At 64.0% G+C, this 16,653-nt stretch carries 15 protein-coding genes and 1 tRNA gene; 6 read left to right on the forward strand and 10 right to left on the reverse strand.

What is annotated here, in order from left to right; genetic code table 11:
• Positions 1-54: 54 nt before the first annotated feature.
• From C1H84_RS04715 to dusB, 4 genes are all read right to left on the reverse strand, one after another.
• Positions 55-130 (reverse strand) — tRNA-Asn (locus C1H84_RS04715).
• 53 nt (positions 131-183) lie between these two features.
• Entirely contained in the window at positions 184-2,067 is a 1,884-nt protein-coding gene (gene dnaG / locus C1H84_RS04720) for a DNA primase (protein ID WP_047118575.1), read from the reverse strand.
• A gap of 9 nt (positions 2,068-2,076) precedes the next feature.
• Positions 2,077-3,360 (reverse strand): deoxyguanosinetriphosphate triphosphohydrolase, encoded by a 1,284-nt coding sequence (locus tag C1H84_RS04725; protein ID WP_113606694.1) that lies wholly within the window; start codon positions 3,358-3,360, stop codon positions 2,077-2,079.
• A 65-nt stretch (positions 3,361-3,425) separates the two neighbouring features.
• Complete coding sequence (gene dusB / locus C1H84_RS04730; protein WP_113606695.1) at positions 3,426-4,610, reverse strand: tRNA dihydrouridine synthase DusB; 1,185 nt, start codon at positions 4,608-4,610, stop codon at positions 3,426-3,428.
• A 103-nt stretch (positions 4,611-4,713) separates the two neighbouring features.
• On the opposite strand from dusB, the gene C1H84_RS04735 reads away from it, so the two are divergent.
• The 4 genes from C1H84_RS04735 to C1H84_RS18185 all read left to right on the forward strand — a co-directional run bounded on the left by C1H84_RS04735 (position 4,714) and on the right by C1H84_RS18185 (position 7,750).
• Positions 4,714-5,175 carry a hypothetical protein gene (locus tag C1H84_RS04735; protein ID WP_146955869.1) on the forward strand — a complete coding sequence of 154 codons (462 nt, stop codon included), beginning with the start codon at positions 4,714-4,716 and terminating at the stop codon, positions 5,173-5,175.
• 2 nt (positions 5,176-5,177) lie between these two features.
• Entirely contained in the window at positions 5,178-6,851 is a 1,674-nt protein-coding gene (locus tag C1H84_RS04740; protein ID WP_113606697.1) for a DUF5671 domain-containing protein, read from the forward strand.
• Positions 6,852-7,060: 209 nt separating this feature from the next.
• On the forward strand, positions 7,061-7,342 hold the full coding sequence (locus tag C1H84_RS04745) for a putative quinol monooxygenase (protein WP_053797604.1): 282 nt from the start codon (positions 7,061-7,063) through the stop codon (positions 7,340-7,342).
• A 255-nt stretch (positions 7,343-7,597) separates the two neighbouring features.
• Positions 7,598-7,750, forward strand: coding sequence for a hypothetical protein (locus C1H84_RS18185; protein ID WP_181728039.1), 153 nt, complete (start codon positions 7,598-7,600; stop codon positions 7,748-7,750).
• 184 nt (positions 7,751-7,934) lie between these two features.
• Here the strand turns inward: C1H84_RS18185 and chrA are convergent, their stop codons facing one another.
• From chrA to C1H84_RS04765, 4 genes are all read right to left on the reverse strand, one after another.
• Complete coding sequence (chrA, locus tag C1H84_RS04750; protein ID WP_113606698.1) at positions 7,935-9,158, reverse strand: chromate efflux transporter; 1,224 nt, start codon at positions 9,156-9,158, stop codon at positions 7,935-7,937.
• A 55-nt stretch (positions 9,159-9,213) separates the two neighbouring features.
• The gene (locus tag C1H84_RS04755) at positions 9,214-10,221 is read right to left on the reverse strand and encodes a DMT family transporter (RefSeq protein WP_113606699.1); all 1,008 of its coding nucleotides are present in this window, start codon (positions 10,219-10,221) and stop codon (positions 9,214-9,216) included.
• Positions 10,222-10,303: 82 nt separating this feature from the next.
• Positions 10,304-11,233: a GNAT family N-acetyltransferase gene (locus tag C1H84_RS04760; protein WP_047118568.1), complete on the reverse strand. Its 930-nt coding sequence runs from the start codon at positions 11,231-11,233 to the stop codon at positions 10,304-10,306.
• Between the two features lie 7 nt (positions 11,234-11,240).
• Positions 11,241-12,626: a glycine--tRNA ligase gene (locus C1H84_RS04765; protein ID WP_047118567.1), complete on the reverse strand. Its 1,386-nt coding sequence runs from the start codon at positions 12,624-12,626 to the stop codon at positions 11,241-11,243.
• Positions 12,627-12,807: 181 nt separating this feature from the next.
• On the opposite strand from C1H84_RS04765, the gene C1H84_RS04770 reads away from it, so the two are divergent.
• Both C1H84_RS04770 and C1H84_RS17920 read left to right on the forward strand, forming a co-directional pair.
• Complete coding sequence (locus tag C1H84_RS04770) at positions 12,808-13,038, forward strand: RNA-binding S4 domain-containing protein (protein ID WP_047118645.1); 231 nt, start codon at positions 12,808-12,810, stop codon at positions 13,036-13,038.
• A 1,184-nt stretch (positions 13,039-14,222) separates the two neighbouring features.
• On the forward strand, positions 14,223-14,807 hold the full coding sequence (locus C1H84_RS17920; RefSeq protein WP_146955871.1) for a hypothetical protein: 585 nt from the start codon (positions 14,223-14,225) through the stop codon (positions 14,805-14,807).
• 201 nt (positions 14,808-15,008) lie between these two features.
• On the opposite strand, the gene C1H84_RS04775 is transcribed toward C1H84_RS17920, so the two are convergent.
• Positions 15,009-15,410, reverse strand: coding sequence for a nuclear transport factor 2 family protein (locus tag C1H84_RS04775; RefSeq protein ID WP_113606700.1), 402 nt, complete (start codon positions 15,408-15,410; stop codon positions 15,009-15,011).
• A gap of 556 nt (positions 15,411-15,966) precedes the next feature.
• Positions 15,967-16,620, reverse strand: a complete 654-nt coding sequence (locus C1H84_RS04780) for an alpha/beta hydrolase (protein WP_113606701.1) — start codon at positions 16,618-16,620, stop codon at positions 15,967-15,969.
• Positions 16,621-16,653 lie beyond the last annotated feature (33 nt).

Genomic DNA, 16,653 nt, shown 5'->3' on the forward strand with positions numbered 1-16,653 from the left:
TTTCCGGGGAAACAAAAATCTCCCAGCCGTGTGATACGGCAGGGAGATTTTCCTTGGCTCCTCCAACTGGACTTGAACCAGTAACCCTTCGATTAACAGTCGAATGCTCTGCCAATTGAGCTATGGAGGATTGCAACGAGATATAACTTTACCCGAGGTATTCCCGAATGCAAAATCGGTGCGCTAGGTTCCGCGAAGGATCCTCCGGCGCATCTCCAGCTCCATCAATTCCTTGTTGATCTGGGAATATTCGTTGCCGTCCGGATCCACCTCGGCGCGCTGCAGCTTGCCGATCAGCTCCGCCTTGCGATGTGTGATTTGAAGCTCAATCAATCCGTTGATGATATCCGAGCAGTACCGATTCAGGTTGTGCTCGTCCAGCGCCGGAATGATGGTCACCGCAAGCTCGGAGACGAAACTGCGCAGCTGCTCGGGCACCTCCTCGCGGATGACCTCCACCCAGGAAGCGGCGGAGGCGCCCGCGGTGGAGGCCGCCACGATCCCGTCATGCACCGCGGCGTGGGCAGGGGCCATGAAGCGCGCCTCGTAGAAGGCCTGCCACTGCTCATCCGCCAGGCGCTGCGGCTGCTGGATGACAACTTCCAGGGCCTGGCGTTCAAGGCGCATCACCGGGTCGCGGCTGTCCGGGCGCTCGAAGGCGGGCGCCGCCTGGGCTCCCGGCGCGTGGTCCTGGGCGTGTGCCGGGGGCTGTGCCGCGGCGGCGTTGCGCGGCAGCTTGGCCCGTTTGATGGACGCTGCCACCGACCGGTTGACGTCCTCGTTGTTCATGCCCAGCCAGCCGGCCAGCTCGCGGGCGTAGGCCGGGCGGATCGCCGAGTCGCGGATCGCCGCGACGATCGGCGCGGTCTGGCGCAGCGCCTGGACGCGCCCCTCCACGGTGTCGAGGTTGAACTTCTTCAGCTCCGCGCGGATGGCGAACTCGAACAGCGGGCGCTTGTTCTCGATGAGCTCGCGCACCGCCTCGTCCCCGCGGTGCAGGCGCAGGTCGCAGGGGTCGGCGCCGGTTGGCTCCACGCACACGTAGGTCTGGGCGATGAAGCGCTGGTCCTCCTCGAAGGCGCGCAGCGCCGCCTTCTGACCGGCCGCGTCGCCGTCGAAGGTGAAGATCACCTCGCCGCCAGTGCCGTCGTCCTGCAGCAGCCGGCGGGAGATCTTGATGTGGTCGGTGCCGAAGGCGGTGCCGCAGGTGGCCACCGCGGTGGTGATGCCGGCCAGGTGGCAGGCCATGACGTCCGTGTAGCCCTCGACCACCACGATCTGGCGTCCCTTGGAGATCTGCTTCTTGGCCAGGTCCAGCCCGTAGAGCACCTGGGACTTCTTGTAGAGCTGGGTCTCCGGGGTGTTCAGGTACTTCGGGCCCTGGTCGTCCTCGTAGAGCTTGCGCGCGCCGAAGCCGATGGTCGCCCCCGACAGGTCGCGGATCGGCCACATGACCCGGCCGCGGAAGCGGTCGTAGATGCCGCGGTTGCCCTCGGAGAACATGCCGGTGAGCTTCAGCTCCTCGTCCACGAAGCCGCGGCTGCGCAGGTGCTTGAGCAGCCCGTCCCAGCCCTTGGGCGCGTAGCCCACCGAGAAGTGCGCCACCGCCTGCTCGTCGAAGCCGCGGCCGGTGAGGAACTCGCGCGCCGCGGCCCCCTCTTGGGTTTCCAGCTGGGCGCGGAAGAACTCCTCGGCGACCTTGTGCGCGTCGACCAGGCGCTGGCGCTTGCCGTAGTCCTCGCGGCGCGGGCCCGGGCCGCCGTCCTCGTAGTGCAGCTCGTAGTTGATGCGGGCGGCCAGCAGCTCCACGGTCTCGGTGAACGAGGAGTGGTCCATCTTCTGGATGAAGGCGATGACGTCGCCCGACTCCCCGCAGCCGAAGCAGTGGAAGGTGCCCAGCTGCGGGCGGATGTGGAAGGAGGGGCTGCGCTCGTCGTGGAACGGGCACAGCCCCTTGAAGGAGCCGATGCCCGCGGATTTGAGCGTGACATAGGATTCGACGACCTCGCGCAGGTCGGTGCGGTTGCGCACCTCGTCGATGTCTTCGCGCTTGATCAGCCCTGCCATGATTCCCTTCTAAAACAGCGTTGCGTCCGGGGCCTCGCCCTTGACCAGGTAGGAGTGCCACTGGGTGGCCGACACGTCGGTGAGCGAGGCAACCTGGTCGATCACCACGCGCAGCTGCGCGTCCGTATCCGCCGCGTCCTCCCAGTCCGCGGCGAAGATGGGCTCAAGGTTGTCCCGGCCGGTCTCCATCAGCAGCTGGACCAGTTCCGAGAGCAGCGTGCGCTGGTCCTCGTAGAGCGGCTGGCGCCCCTCAGAGGTCATCACGTAGCTGGCGGCGATGCCCTTCATCACCGCGATCTCGTGCGCGGTGGCTTCCGGGACGATCAGGCTCGCGTTGTAGCGGGTCAGGTGCCCGGTGCCGTAGCGGGCGCGGGTGGCGTCCATCGCGGCCGCGGCGAAGCGCCCGATGAACTGGCTGGTCATGTCCTTCAGCCCTGCCATGGAGCGGCGCGATCCGTCGAAGTGCGCCACCCATTCCTGGCTCTGCTCCAGGCGGCGCAGCGCCGCCTCGATGTCCTCTTCCGCAGTGGTGGGCAGGTACCAGTCCTTGGTGACCTGCAGCGCCCGCGCACGGGCGGCGTCCTGCTTCAGCCAGCGCAGCTGCAGGTTGCCGCCGACGATGGCATCCTCCACATCATGCACCGAATAGGAGATGTCATCGGCCAGGTCCATGACCTGGCCCTCCATGCACACCACGCCGGTTTGGGCCTCGGGCACCGAGCGCAGCCAGTCGAAGACCGGTGCGTCGTCCGCGTAGACCCCGAACTTGCGGGTGCGTTTCCCGTCGACCTGCGGAGCGTCGGCGCGCAGCCACGGGTACTTGCAGGCAGCGTCCAGCGAGGCGCGCGAGAGGTTCAGCCCGGCCGAGTGGCCGTTGTGCCTGAAGGTCTTGGTTTCCAGCCGGGTCAGCAGCCGCAGGGTCTGGGCATTGCCCTCGAAGCCGCCGATGCCAGCGGCCAGCTTGTCCAGCGCCTTCTCGCCGTTGTGCCCGAAGGGCGGGTGGCCCAGGTCGTGGGCCAGGCAGGCGGTGTCCACCACGTCCGGATCGCAGCCCAGCGCGGCGCCCAGCTCGCGGCCCACCTGGGCCACCTCCAGGGAATGGGTCAGCCGGTTGCGCACGAAGTCGTCCTGGGTCGGGGCGACCACCTGGGTCTTGGCGCTCAGCCGGCGCAGCGCCGAGGAGTGCAGCACGCGGGCGCGGTCGCGTTCGAAGGCGGTGCGGTAGGACTTCTTGGCCGGCTCGGGCACCCAGCGTTCCGCATCGGCATCGGTGTATCCGGGGATCTGAGTCATAGCTCCAAGTCTAGTGACTAATTGGCGGGCCGCCGGGGTTATCCACCGTCGGCGTAGAAGCCGGCCTAGCCGCCGGAGATGTCCAGCTCGGCGGCCTTGATCATTTCGCGGTGCGCATCGGTCATGGTGCGGGTGTCCAGCCAGCCGTCAGGGACGTGGGTCTTCTTGGGGTGGCCGGCGCGTCCACGGGTGCCTTCGGCGGCCTCGCCCGGGTACGGCAGGTCCAAATCCAGCTGGTCCAGCAGTTCGCGCAGGCGCGCAAGGGACGGGACCTGGGCCAGCTGGGAGCGGATCTCCCCGCCCACCGGGTAGCCCTTGAAGTACCAGGCGATGTGCTTGCGGATGTCGCGCATGCCCTTGCCCTCGTCCTCGAAGAACTCGGCCAGCAGCTCGCCATGGCGGTACACGGTGTCCGCGACCTTGCGCACGCCGGGGCGGATGCGGTCGGCACGGCCCTCGAAGGCCGCCTGCAGGTCGCCGAAGATCCACGGGCGGCCCTGGCAGCCGCGGCCGACCATGACGCCGGCGGCGCCGGTCTGCTCCACCATCTCGATGGCGTCCTCGGCGCTGAAGATGTCGCCGTTGCCCAGCACCGGCATGTCGTCCATGGCCTCGCGCAGGGTGGTGATGGCCGACCAGTCGGAGTGGCCGGCGTAGTACTGGCCCGCGGTGCGCGCGTGCAGGGTCACCGCGGCGGCGCCGTGGTCGCGGGCGATCTTGGCGGATTCCAGGTAGGTCTGGTGGTCGTTGTCGATGCCGGTGCGAATCTTCACGGTCAGCGGGACATCTCCCTTGGCCGCCTCGCGGGTGGCCGCCTCGATGATCGAGGTGAACAGGTCGGTCTTCCACGGCAGAGCCGAGCCGCCGCCCTTGCGGGTTACCTTGGGCACCGGGCAGCCGAAGTTCAAGTCGATGTGGTCTGCGCGGTCTTCTTCCACCACCAGGCGCACGGCGGCGCCGACGGTGGCCGGATCCACGCCGTAGATCTGGATGGAGCGGATGTCTTCGTCGTCGTCATGGGAGATGATGCGCATGGATTCCGGGTTGCGCTCGACCAGCGCGCGGGCGGTGACCATCTCGGTGACATACAGCCCGCCGCCGTATTCGCGGCACAGCCGGCGGAAGGCGCGGTTTGTCACGCCGGCCATCGGGGCCAGCACCACCGGGGTCTCGATGGTGAGTTTGCCCAGCTGCAGCGGGGGCAGCTTGAGGGTCGGCGTTTCGCTTTGCACATCAGTCAGGGTCGTCACCACTCCATTATCGCCCATGGGGGCAAATCCCGTGGTGAGATCTTGATCAAACCGCAATGTCACTGTACTGGTTTATCAATCCGCGGTAGTAGAAAATTAGGCTATGACAAGTATTTCTGTGCCCGCGAAGGGTGCCTTGATCGCCCTGGCAACAATCAGTGTGGGCTTGATTATAGCCGCCCTGATTGTTGTTTCCCTGCGCCCTGCTCCTCCGCTGCGCGATGCGGACACCCCTGCCGGGGTGGTCCAGCGCTACGTGCTCGCGTTCCAGTCCTCGGACCTGTCCGCGGCGCAGAAGCTTGTCGAGGACGGCGGCGACAAGCAGGTCTGCGACCCCTACTCGAGCGGCGGTGAGACCGCGCAGGTCAGCCTGGTTCGCGAGGCCACCACCGAACAGACGTCGACCATTACCGTGTCCATGGCCTATGGGAGCGAAGGCGGGTTGTTCTTCGAATCCTACGAATCGCAGGACGTCTTCGAACTGAAGAAGGTCAACGGCACCTGGCTGATCACCGCTACACCGTGGCAGATGGGCCTGTGCACCGCCGAAGAAATGGGGCTCTAGCCATGAGCTCACCGTCGAAATACGCCACCGGGCAGACCGTCAATGCCCTGCGCGGCCTGATCCTGCACGGCCTGCTGCTGGTCTTGCTGATCCTGCTGGGCACGGGGCTGTCGTTGCTCGTCGGCATGGCCCTGCGTGGCCTGGTCGTCGACGACGACCGGCAGCTGGTCCTGGCCACCGCCTTGGCCTTCACCGTCATCCCCGGGCCGTTGGCTTGGCTGCTGTGGGTGTGGATCCGCAAGAAGCTAATCGACGCGCACCCCACCGATTCGGCCATCTGGTCCCTGCAGGGGGCTGCCGTCTACCTGATCGCGCTGGTGATGTCCTCGGTCGCGCTGCTGCGGCTGCTGTCCGGCCAGGTCGACGGCATTGCCTCGAATTCCTGGCAGGAGTTGACCGGCACCGTCGTGGGCTGGGGCTTGGTGGCCTTCTGGCAATTCCGGATGCTGAATTCAGTGAAGTACGCGCCGCGCGAACTGCCGCACCTTGCGGCCTGCCTGGGCAACGCCTATGCGCTGGGCCTGACCGCATTCTCCTTGGCCGTGGCACTGCGCACCGCACTGGATCTGCTGTTCGTTCCCTCCGTCACTCTGGTGGGCCACAGTCCGCTGCCGCGCCTGCTGGGCTCGGTGATCTGGGTGTTGGGCGCCGCCGCATTGTGGTTCTGGCATTGGAAGCTGCAACGAGTCCAGGCCCTGCGCGATAACTTCAACTCCTTCGTGGTGATGCTGGTCGGCGTCTGCCTGGCCGCGCTGGCCACGCTGCTGGCGGCCACGGCGACGTTGAACATCGTCATGCCGCTGCCGTGGGATTTCACCGAGATGGGCCTACGTTTCGCGGACTCGGGGCCGTTGGCGATCTCCGCGCTGCTGTCCGGAGCCATTTTCTGGATCTACCACCACTGGCAGCTCGTCGGCCGCGGCCTGCTGGTGGTAACGGTGTCGCGGCAGATCATCAGCGGCATTTCACTCGCGCTGTTGGCCAGCGGCTTGGGCATGGTCGTTAACGCGCTGCTCGCTTCGGTCTCCTCGCCGCTGAATTCCGACACCGCGCCGTCGGTGCTGCGCACCGGCATCGCGCTGGCAGTAGTCGGTGTGGTGTTCTGGGCGTTGTACTTCCGTCCGGGGGTCCCGGCAGATCCAGAGTCCCGGCGCGTGTACCTGGTGCTCTTCTTCGGGGTCAGCGCCGTGGTCGCCCTGGTTGCGCTGTTGATTGTCGGTTACCGCGTCTTCGAGATCCTGGTGGCCGGCACGTCTGCTGCGCTGAACCTGTTGGACTACATCCGCGGCCCGCTGGGATGGCTGCTCGCCACCGCGGGCGTATCGGCCTACCATTTCGCGCTGTGGAAGTCGGATCGGGAACGGCTGGCCGCCGGACGGCCCCAAGCCCCGTCGGCCCCGTCCGCAGGCTCCCCGGTTCCGACCGAGCCGGCCCCGGCAGCAGCACGGACGCTCATCGTGGTGGCGCCGCACGGCAGCGACCACCTGCTGTCCACGCTGCAGCTCACCGAAGGCCTGGCGGTGCGCTGGATCGCGTCCAGCGGCCCCCGGCTGCCCGAGGAAATCACCCAGCAGCTGGCCAACCGGATCACCGAGGCCCTGGCCACCCTGCCCGGCTCGCTGTTGGCCGTGGCCGGACCCGACGGACAGGTGAGTTTCACGGAACTGGCGGACTGATCCCGGGCACCGCCGCGAGGGGTGCGGCAAGGAAGGCGCGCTCCTGGCCGGAGACGACGCGTGATCCCACGGCGGACAACGACAGGCCAGGGCGCCTTCGCCTCTTGCCTTCGGGCTCGAAGCCTGCAGGGGTCGATCGGTATTGAACCCTTAGGCATCAACGGGCGAAGGAATCCGACCGGGACTCAACCGAAACGGAGAATTGACGAATGGACCACGTGCGCTTGAGCGGCCAGCTGCTGTGCAAAAACACGACGGAAGCCGAACTGGTGACGGCTTATCTCCCCGGGCATATCGAGCTCACCCGCAAGGAGCCAGGCTGCATCCTTTTCGAGGTCGCACCGACGCAGGATCCGCTGATCTGGTTGGTCGAGGAACGTTTCACCGATCCAGAGGCGTTCAGGACCCACCAAGAACGCGGGGCTTCGAGCTTGTGGGGACGAATGACCAGCGCAATCACCCGCGACTACACGATCAGCGGGCTGGGCTGATAACGCCGCAAGCCATGGCAGGCCTCCGGAGCCGTGTTAGCGTACAGCCGTGGCGGGCGCGCAGGAGTCGACCAGACCCGCTTTTTGGGGTCGGGTTCTGGCTTCGCTCGTGGATTACCTGGTGATCCTCGGGTGGATGCTGGCGCTCGCGGCCACCGTCGCTCTGCTCTGGTTAAGCACCGGCAAGATCTATAACTGGCTTGAGCTGAGCCCGACCGGCGCACAGCTGCTGGGTTCGCGGTCCTGGCGCTGCCCGTGGGCAGCTCCCTGTTTCCCACCGAGTCCTCCGCCGCCCGGGCGACACTGGGCCAACGCCGGCTGCAGCTCCAGGTCGTCGACGGGCGCACCGGTGAACGGGCTTCCTTACCGCAGATCCTGCTGCGCATCGCGGGCAAGCTGCTGCCGTAGAAGATCGCGCCTTTCTCCGTCTGGAATTTCGCGGCCATCGCTTCCACCGCCAGCAGCATGTTTCCGGTCTGGCTCTACACGGCGGCGGTTGTCGCCAACGTGCTGCCGGCGATTTATCTGCTGATGCCCGAGGTACAGCGCGAGGGCCGCGGCCCGCATGACCAAGCGGCCGGCACCAAGGTCCTCAGGCTCCGGCCAGCGCCAGCAGAACTCCTCCCAGAGCGCCGATAACCACCACGCTCCACGGCGGAAGCTTCCACGACACCAGCAGCACGAAACACAGCAGGCCCAGGGCGAACTGTCCTGCTCCCGTGACCGCGCTGGTGAACACCGGGCTGTATAGCGCGGCGGCCAGGATACCCACCACCGCCGCGTTGGCTCCGCGCATGAGGGCCTGCGCCCGCGGATGCGCTGACACTTTGTTCCAGAACGGCAGCACCCCCACTAGCAGCAGGAAGCCGGGAAGGAAGATGGCCGCCAAGGCGATCGCTGCACCGAGCACGCCGCCAGGACCCACCGTGGAGATGGTTCCCAGATAGGCGGCGAAGGTGAACAGCGGCCCTGGCACTGCCTGCGCCGCTCCGTATCCGGCCAGGAAATCCTGGTTCGAGACCCAGCCGGTGTCCACCACCGCGCCCTGCAGCAGCGGCAGCACCACATGCCCGCCGCCGAAGACCAGCGCGCCCGAACGGTAGAACGCGTCAAACAGCGACAGCGCTCCCCACCCCGTGGCCGCCGCCGCAATCGGGGCACCCACCAGCAGCAGGGCCAAAGTGCCCAGGCTGACAGCGCCGGCACGGCGGCTGACAGTGAAACGCAGCGGCGCCTCCGAGCTCCCTGCCTGTGTAAGCTCAGGCGTGCGGCAAAAGAAGTAGCCGGCCGCCAGACCCAGCACGATCGCCAGCACCTGTCCCAGGCTGCCGCCCAGCAGCAGGGCGGCCAGCGCGGCGGCCACCGCAATCGTGGCGCGGGTGGCATCCGGGGTCAGCGTCTTGGCCATGCCCAGCACCGCCTGGGCGATGATGGCCACCGCCACGATCTTCAGCCCGGAGAGCACCCCCTGACCTATCGTCCCGGAGAAGAGCGAGGCGCCGTAGGCGAACAGCGCCAGCAGCACCGCGGAGGGCAGCGTGAAGGCGGCAAAGGCGGCCAGCGCCCCGCGCATCCCGGCGCGATGCAGGCCCAGGGCGAAACCCACCTGGCTTGAGGCAGGCCCGGGAAGGAACTGGCACAGGGCCACCAGCTGCGCATACTGCGTGTCGGTGACCCAGCGGCGGCGTTCGCTCAGCTCGGTCCGGAAGTAGCCCAGGTGCGCTATCGGCCCGCCGAAAGAGGTTAATCCTAGCTTCAGGAAGACCCGGAACACTTCCCACGCCGATCCCCTTGGGGTGTGCTGCTCGCTGTTCATGGAATCAGCCTACTCGGGCAAGGAAAACACCAGGTAAACGGCGTTTCGTCCAGAACTAGCGGTGGATTTTCTGCCGGGTTTCCACCGCTGCGGTGGTCCCGCGAGCCCCCGATACCGAAGCCAGCGCCACCGCCAGCAGGGTCAGCAAGGTGCCCAGCACCGTCGCGGTGCTCACGTGGCTGCCGGCGGCCGGCACCACGATGTCCAGCACCAGCGAACCGACCAGCTGCCCGCCCACCGCGGCCAGGCTGGTGACCAGCACCCCCAGCCGCTTGATCACGGTGGCGGTCAGGCCCACGAAGATGCAGCCCAGCAGCCCGCCGATGTAGTACCAGGGCTCGGTGGGCAGCGGCGCAAGCTCCACCCCGCCGGCCAAGCGCGCGAGCAGCACGGTGGCCAGCACCGCGAAGCCCACCACGAAATTCACCATGGTGGCGGCGATCGCACTGCCGTAGGCCGCTGACTGCGCCCCGTTGGCCGCGCCCTGGAAGCCCATCAGCATGCCCACCAGCAAGGCGAAGCCCATGGGCAGCAGCTGGCTGGCCAGCTCGGTTCCGGCCGCGCCGGGGTTCACCGCCCACACCACACCCGCAATGGTCAGCACCACGCCGGTCACGCGCAGCGCGTTGATCTTGCGCGGCACCGCCCCGCCGAAGCCCACGCGGTCCATCACCATGGAGCCGATGGACTGCCCGGTGACCAGGCAGACGGTGAACAGGGCCACCCCGATCAGCGGGACCGTGGCGGACTGGCTGAACACGATCATCGCTCCGACCGCGCCGGCGGCCAGGTACCACCAGGGGAACCGGCGCGCGCGCAGCACCGCGGGGATCCGCCGCACGCCCCGACGGGCCGTGGGTGCCACCAGCGCGGTGAGCACCAGGGCCAGCATGCCCACCCCGAAGCTGAACGTGGCCGCGGCGATCGGGTCGCCCAGCGCCGTGGCCAGCGCACCGTTGATGCGCGACTGGATGGACAGCAGCAGCCCGGAACCGACGCTGAGCAGGATGAAAAGCAGGGTGCCGCCGGTGCGGGAGCCCGGCGTGGTGGTGCGGGAGGTCAAGAGCTGGCTTTCGTGCGGTAGATGTCCGGTTCACAAACTGCAACGGGACCTGCAATGCAGGTCCCGTTGCAGTGTGCCATGGCTAGCGAGCTGCGTCGCTCGCCATGATGTGGGTTGTGGAGATGACGGTGGCCTGCTCCACGCTGGCCAGCGCATCGACCAGCGAGGAGAGAACGAACATCGACGAGTCGACTTCGAGCTTCACCGGGTACTGGTAGACCAGCATGGCGACCATGTCGCGCACCGCCTCGGCCACCTCGTCGTCGCTGAAAGCCGGGTTGTGTCCCACCAGCACGTCGGAGGGGGCGTTCTCGCGGGCAGGGATGTAGCTGACGGCGAAGGCCAGCGGCACCCCGCCCTCGGACTTCGGCTTGTCGCGCAGCACCAGCGCGGCCTGCGCCCCGGTGTTCTCGTCCAGCAGCATGCGCTGGGCCGAGCCCACGGTCATGGCCGCCGGGTCCCAGTCCGCGTGCACCGCATTGTAGAAGTCCATGACCAGGCGGGTCAGTTCCACGCTGCCGGTGGACAGCTCCTCGATGACGCGGTCATTGGTGTCGAACACCGGTTCCGCCAGGGCTCCGGGTTCGATGATGACGTCTCGCGAGACCTGGATTTCGCCCAGGCCCAGCGCGGCGCAGAACGCCGCGGCGGCCTGCGCGCTGTCGCCGGCGGTCACGGTGTAGCGGGCCTTGAGCTCGCTCGCGGTCCCCGCCGGGATCTGCTCGCGCAGCCGCGCCACCAGTTCGGTGCCCACGCCGTTGCGGCGCATGTCCGGGGCGACCTCGACGTACAGCCACAGCCGCTGCGGGTGCAGCGACGAGGCGAAGACGACGCCCGCGCCGACGGCCACCGTGTCGACGGTGGCCACCAGCGTGCGGGAGAACGGCGCATCGCTGTTCTCGCGCAGCATGGTGCGATCCTGGTGGGCCTGCGGGGAACGCGGGTCGCCGAAGATCTGCAGCAGCTCAAGGTCGTCCCCGGAACGCCAGGGGCGGAATTCCAGTTCATTCATCGGGCGCCTAGGCTCCGTTCAGACGCTCGGCGAGGTAGGTCGCCACCTGGTCCAGGGAGACGCGCTCCTGGGCCATGGTGTCGCGCTCGCGGATGGTCACTGCCTGGTCCTCGAGGGTGTCGAAGTCCACGGTGATGCAGAACGGAGTGCCGATTTCGTCCTGGCGGCGGTAGCGGCGGCCGATGGCGCCGGCATCGTCGAAGTCGATGTTCCAGCGCTTGCGCAGCTCGGCGGCCAGGTCCTTGGCCTTCGGCGAGAGGTTCTCGTTGCGCGAGAGCGGCAGCACCGCGGCCTTGACCGGAGCCAGGCGCGGGTCGAGCTTGAGCACGGTGCGCTTGTCCACGCCGCCCTTGGTGTTCGGGGCTTCGTCCTCGGTGTAGGCGTCGACCAGGAATGCCATCATCGAACGGGTCAGGCCGAAGGACGGCTCGATCACGTACGGGGTGTAGCGTTCGCCGGTGGCCTGGTTGAAGTAGCTCAGCTCGGCGCCCGAGGCCTTGGCGTGGCTGGACAGGTCGTAGTCGGTGCGGTTGGCGACGCCCATGAGCTCGCCCCATTCCGAACCCTGGAAGCCGAAGCGGTACTCGAAGTCGATGGTGCCGGCCGAGTAGTGGGCGCGCTCATCCTCGGGAACGTCGAACTGGCGCAGGTTCTCTTCCTTGATGCCCAAGTCCAGGAACCAGTCCCAGCAGTCCTTGACCCACGCATCGAAGAACTTCGGTGCGTCTTCCGGAGCAGTGAAGAATTCGATCTCCATCTGCTCGAACTCACGGGTGCGGAAGATGAAGTTGCCCGGGGTGATCTCGTTGCGGAAGGCCTTGCCGATCTGGCCGATGCCGAACGGCGGCTTCTTGCGGCTGGCGGTGAGCACGTTGGCGAAGTTCACGAAGATGCCCTGGGCGGTCTCCGGGCGCATGTAGGCCAGGCCGGCTTCGGAGTCCACCGGGCCGAGGAAGGTCTTCATCAGGCCGGAGAACTGCTGCGGTTCGGTGAACTGGCCCTTGGTGCCGCAGTCGGGGCAGGCGATTTCGCTCATGCCGTCCTGCGGGGCGCGGCCCTTCTTGGCCTCGAAGGCCTCGATCAGGTGGTCCTGGCGGTGGCGCTTGTGGCACTGGGTGCACTCGACCAGCGGGTCGGTGAAGGTTGCGACGTGGCCGGAGGCCTCCCAGACGGCCTTGGGCAGGACGATGGACGAGTCAAGACCCACCATGTCCTCGCGGCCGCGCACGAAGTTCTGCCACCATTCGCGCTTGATGTTTTCCTTCAGTTCGGTGCCCAGGGGCCCGTAGTCCCATGCGGAGCGGGAACCGCCGTAAATTTCACCGGCCTGGAAGACGAACCCGCGACGCTTTGCGAGGGAAATGACCTGATCAAGCTTGGACTGTGGCGCCATATCAACTCCATAGGAAATTACGAGGCCGCTGGTTGCGGTCCGTAGAAAAATACATACCCTCCAAGACTATCGTTTCAAGGCCTGTGAAACTAAGTCGGTCCAAGTTATCGGCAGGTGAACTTCCCCGCTCTTTTGCCACAGCAGCGCATGGACACCCCGTGCATAGGGAAGAATGGAGCACATGAGTGCTTCCGAAGCTTTTGAACTTGAAATCCGCGACGAGTCCATCCGGCTGGGACAGCTGCTGAAGCTGGCCAATCTTGCCGAAGACGGCATCCACGCCAAGGAACTGATTTCCGAGGGCGAAGTGACCGTGAACGGCCAGGTGGAAACCCGCCGCGGCGCACAGATCCGCCAGGACGACGTGGTGTGCGTCAACGGAGAATGCGTGAAGGTTTCCAGCCGCGCCTAGTTCAAGGAAGTTCGGCTTCTGCGATGGACGCTGGACGGCCAGCATTCAAAATTGCGCCAGCTTGAACACCCGCCGGTGCTTGCCAATCGCGAGAACCAGCACTGGTTCCGTGTCCCGGCCGAAAAGGTTGGGAGGCCCTTGTGATTTAGAGCGGCATACACAATCGCTAAGCCACGCTTCTTGAAACGCCCGGATCTACACCGCTGAGACCCACTCCAAGGCAACTCGTCCCGAGGGCTGCGGAGGCGCTTGCCGACTGATTGGGAATAGATCAAGGTGTTCAAAGGGCAAGTCTTGGTCTTTGCCTAGCGGTTTTTCTCTGGTGACGACTGGACGAAGATAATCAAATATGAAGGACGTTGTTCTGCTACCGATATACGGTAGACGACTCGTTTTGTGTCAAAGCTTCTGGCTACAAAGTGCCTGGTGGCAGCGCGAAGCGACAATCTGACGATTACAGGCTAAAGCGATCGCTTTTGGTGTCCCATAATTCGAACGCCATACGCGACTCCGGAGCAGCGCGGGTCGCTACAACCATTCGCGGCTAATAGGCCTCGAAAAGCTTGATCGCAGAGGCCATCGAATCACCTTCGAGCCATTCGATCTCCAGCCGTCGATGAAATCAATCAGTGCATCTTGTGAGTCCATGGAAACACCATCGACAGTTGACTCTTCGTTCGGCACCTTTCTGCCTGTTTCCCATAGGTCAAGATATCCGGCAAGGAATCCACGGAATGGTAGATTCTTAGATCGCCGGTACCAAGGTCTTTCCCCACTCACGGTGACGACAAGAGCAAAGCCTAGTTGTTTGCCGTTGGAGACTCTCGCGATGTAGGTATTTCCATATGGCTGACGGGTATCGTCAAAAGGGGATGAAGTTGGATCCGTATCCACGGCCTCTCTTCGAATCGAATACGTCCATTATGAATCTACCCAGGTATCCGATGGCGGACGTGCGTCCGATAATGCGAAATGTCGCATCAACAATCACCAGGGTGGAGGTGCATATCGTTCCACTGAGGGACCCCTCTACAGGACGACAGGCGCACACAACCTCTCAAAGCCGTGGCACAGTTAGACTTCTTCCGTATCAATATTGTCCTGTTTGCGGCTCAACACTGCTTTTGCTCACAGCATCATGCTCGTGCTGTCGTGTTTAAACCAATTCCTAGAAAGGTGCGGCATTGCCCAATTGGCATAAAAGATTGCATCGTTGGTTTGGCACAAAAGAAGAAAAAATGTGGCGGCGAATTCGTTCTTGGCCACTACCCGCGAGGGACGTGCTTGCCATTGCTTTTGTTGTTCTGGCCATTTCATGCGTGGCGGTACCCTCGACTATAGCGAGAACCGAAGTTCGGCATAACGCGCAATTGGTTGTGAGCCAACCTAAAGACATCGCAATATTATTGGCGGTGCACCCGAGCAGGCGGTCTGAAGATACGTATTACGCTCAGTTCCGTGGTGAAGAAGTCACGCTTGACGGCGGCTGGTTCATTGAAAATCCTGAACCAGGAACAATCGTAGAAGCGGTTCAGGATCCAGAAAGGACAGATCATGTCGTTGTCGTTGGTTCGCCACAAAGTTGGACCACATCTCATTGGGTCACTGTTCTTGAATGCGTGCTCGGTCTAATCCTTGCTGTCGCCGGAGCACTTTATGCAGAGACTAAATTTCTTTCAGAACGCGCTGATCCCCTGATTGAAGGAATTTTTGACTTGACGGAGTCGATCTGGCGTTGGTTTAAGAAGGGTCCTCGGCCAAATAGGTGAAACTTATTATCCGTGCGCGAACCTGTGATCAGGTCTGCACAGGGTCAGGCTGTCCGTAGGCAAAACTTTGACAGGCTCGTCGACGTGCCGTCGCACTTGCAAGACTTCATCCATGATTCGAGCATAGGCCCTCGCGTAGCTGCTACCCGCAAAGCCAATATCTTCCCACAAAGGAAACTTTGAACGGGACAGAGTGTGATGTCAGGCGTTGAATGGATGCTCAGGTCGCAAGTGGTGTCCTTCTTTGACATGCGAGTAGTCTCGCGCCGTTGTTACTAATCCTGAATCGTCGAATGAAAGCACTGTGCATCCCGAAACGGTCATTGGTTGGTCCTTGATGTACATGACCACCCAGTACTCGACGGAAGCCGAACTTCCATAGACGATTGGTTCGCTGAACCAAGTTTCTGCCGGTTTGCTTTCCTCCGCGAAGCATTCCTCCAAATAGGTGCGCAGACCGCTAGACCCACTCAATGGTCTAAACATCGAGGCCCAGTGGACGCCGTCATCAGCTTGCAAGCCAACAATTGCATCCACGTCCTTGAGTGGCCAAGCGTTGGCCCATGTTGTCGCCCAGCGTTGCGCGGCTTCGATAGTTTGCATGTTGAATTCCTGTCGACGTAGATGATCTCTGACAGCAAGTTGTTTGGGCCGCGCGAGCAGCCCGGTTCCCACAAGACTTGCAATTGCTTGCAGCACTACTTTCGGCCAAGCAGATTCGCGTTATAGGTTCGTTCAGTGTTGCTCTGTGCTGATTTTTTCAAATTGTCGCGCAAGCCGGTATCCAAACGGGACGAAAAACCAGCTGACTAGGTATGCAACCAATTCTGAAATCCGCTGAAAACTGGCTGTCCCGTATACCCCGCCCGCAAAATTGCCCGGAGAAGGTACCCTATTCGGAACGCCGAAAGAACTGTTTGAATGGTTGCATTAACCAGAGCACGACGACCAGCGAACTAGCTCGTTCCCATTCTCCATCATTTTTATGGCCCCTCTGATGCCTACCCCGAAACCGCGATAGGTCGCGCCACTAGTCCAGAACTACGTTGCTACTCGTCCCGAAACTCGGTGCCTCATCGGTAAAAAGTTGTCCAGACTGAAGACCATTCATCGTGGTCCACAGGGTCTGAGCCAAGTACTCAGGCCCTGCGCGTCGAATCTAGGACTCCAGCTTCAAGACTTCGCGTTTGAGGAAGGCATCGACATCGTGGATTTCTTCCATACTCACAGAGTGGGCAATCTGCGGGTAGGTCTCGCTGGTCAGCTCGGTGTGGGACGGAACCCAGCCAAGGGTGAATTCGATCTTGTCACGGGTGATGACCGGGTCAGCGAGGTCCCGACCCCAGAACAGCGGCAACGGGTTGGCCTTGAGCTTCGCGTCATCGAAGATCTCCAGTTCCGCGGCTTCTACTGCGAAACCGGACAGGCCGACCACTGCGGACACCGCTTCGCGCTGGTAGCGGGCCAGTGACGTGGCCATGGCCATGCCCTGTGAGAAGCCGAGCAGCGTCAGGGACGAGTGCTGGGCCGCAATCGGTTCCAGGAAGGCCCAGAGGTCTTTCACGCTTTGCGCCACTGCGTCGACAGAGTAGTCGATCTCCTGCGACAGCGGGAACCAGCTGAACCCCGGTCCGGCCTGCAGCGGAGCCCGCACCGAAAGATAGGTGAATTCCTGCGGCAAATAGCGCGACAGGCCCATCAGGTCTTCTTCATTCGAGCCGTAGCCGTGCAGGAACACCAGCAGCGGCGTGCCCAGTCGGGATTCATCATTGCGGGAAATCAGCGCAACCGTGGATGCTTCAGGATTAGTCATAGTGCTCTAAGCCTAGCGACCCCCGCCCCTCGC

The sequence above is a fragment of the Glutamicibacter soli genome, assembly GCF_003309065.1.
Classification (GTDB): Bacteria; Actinomycetota; Actinomycetes; order Actinomycetales; family Micrococcaceae; genus Glutamicibacter; species Glutamicibacter soli.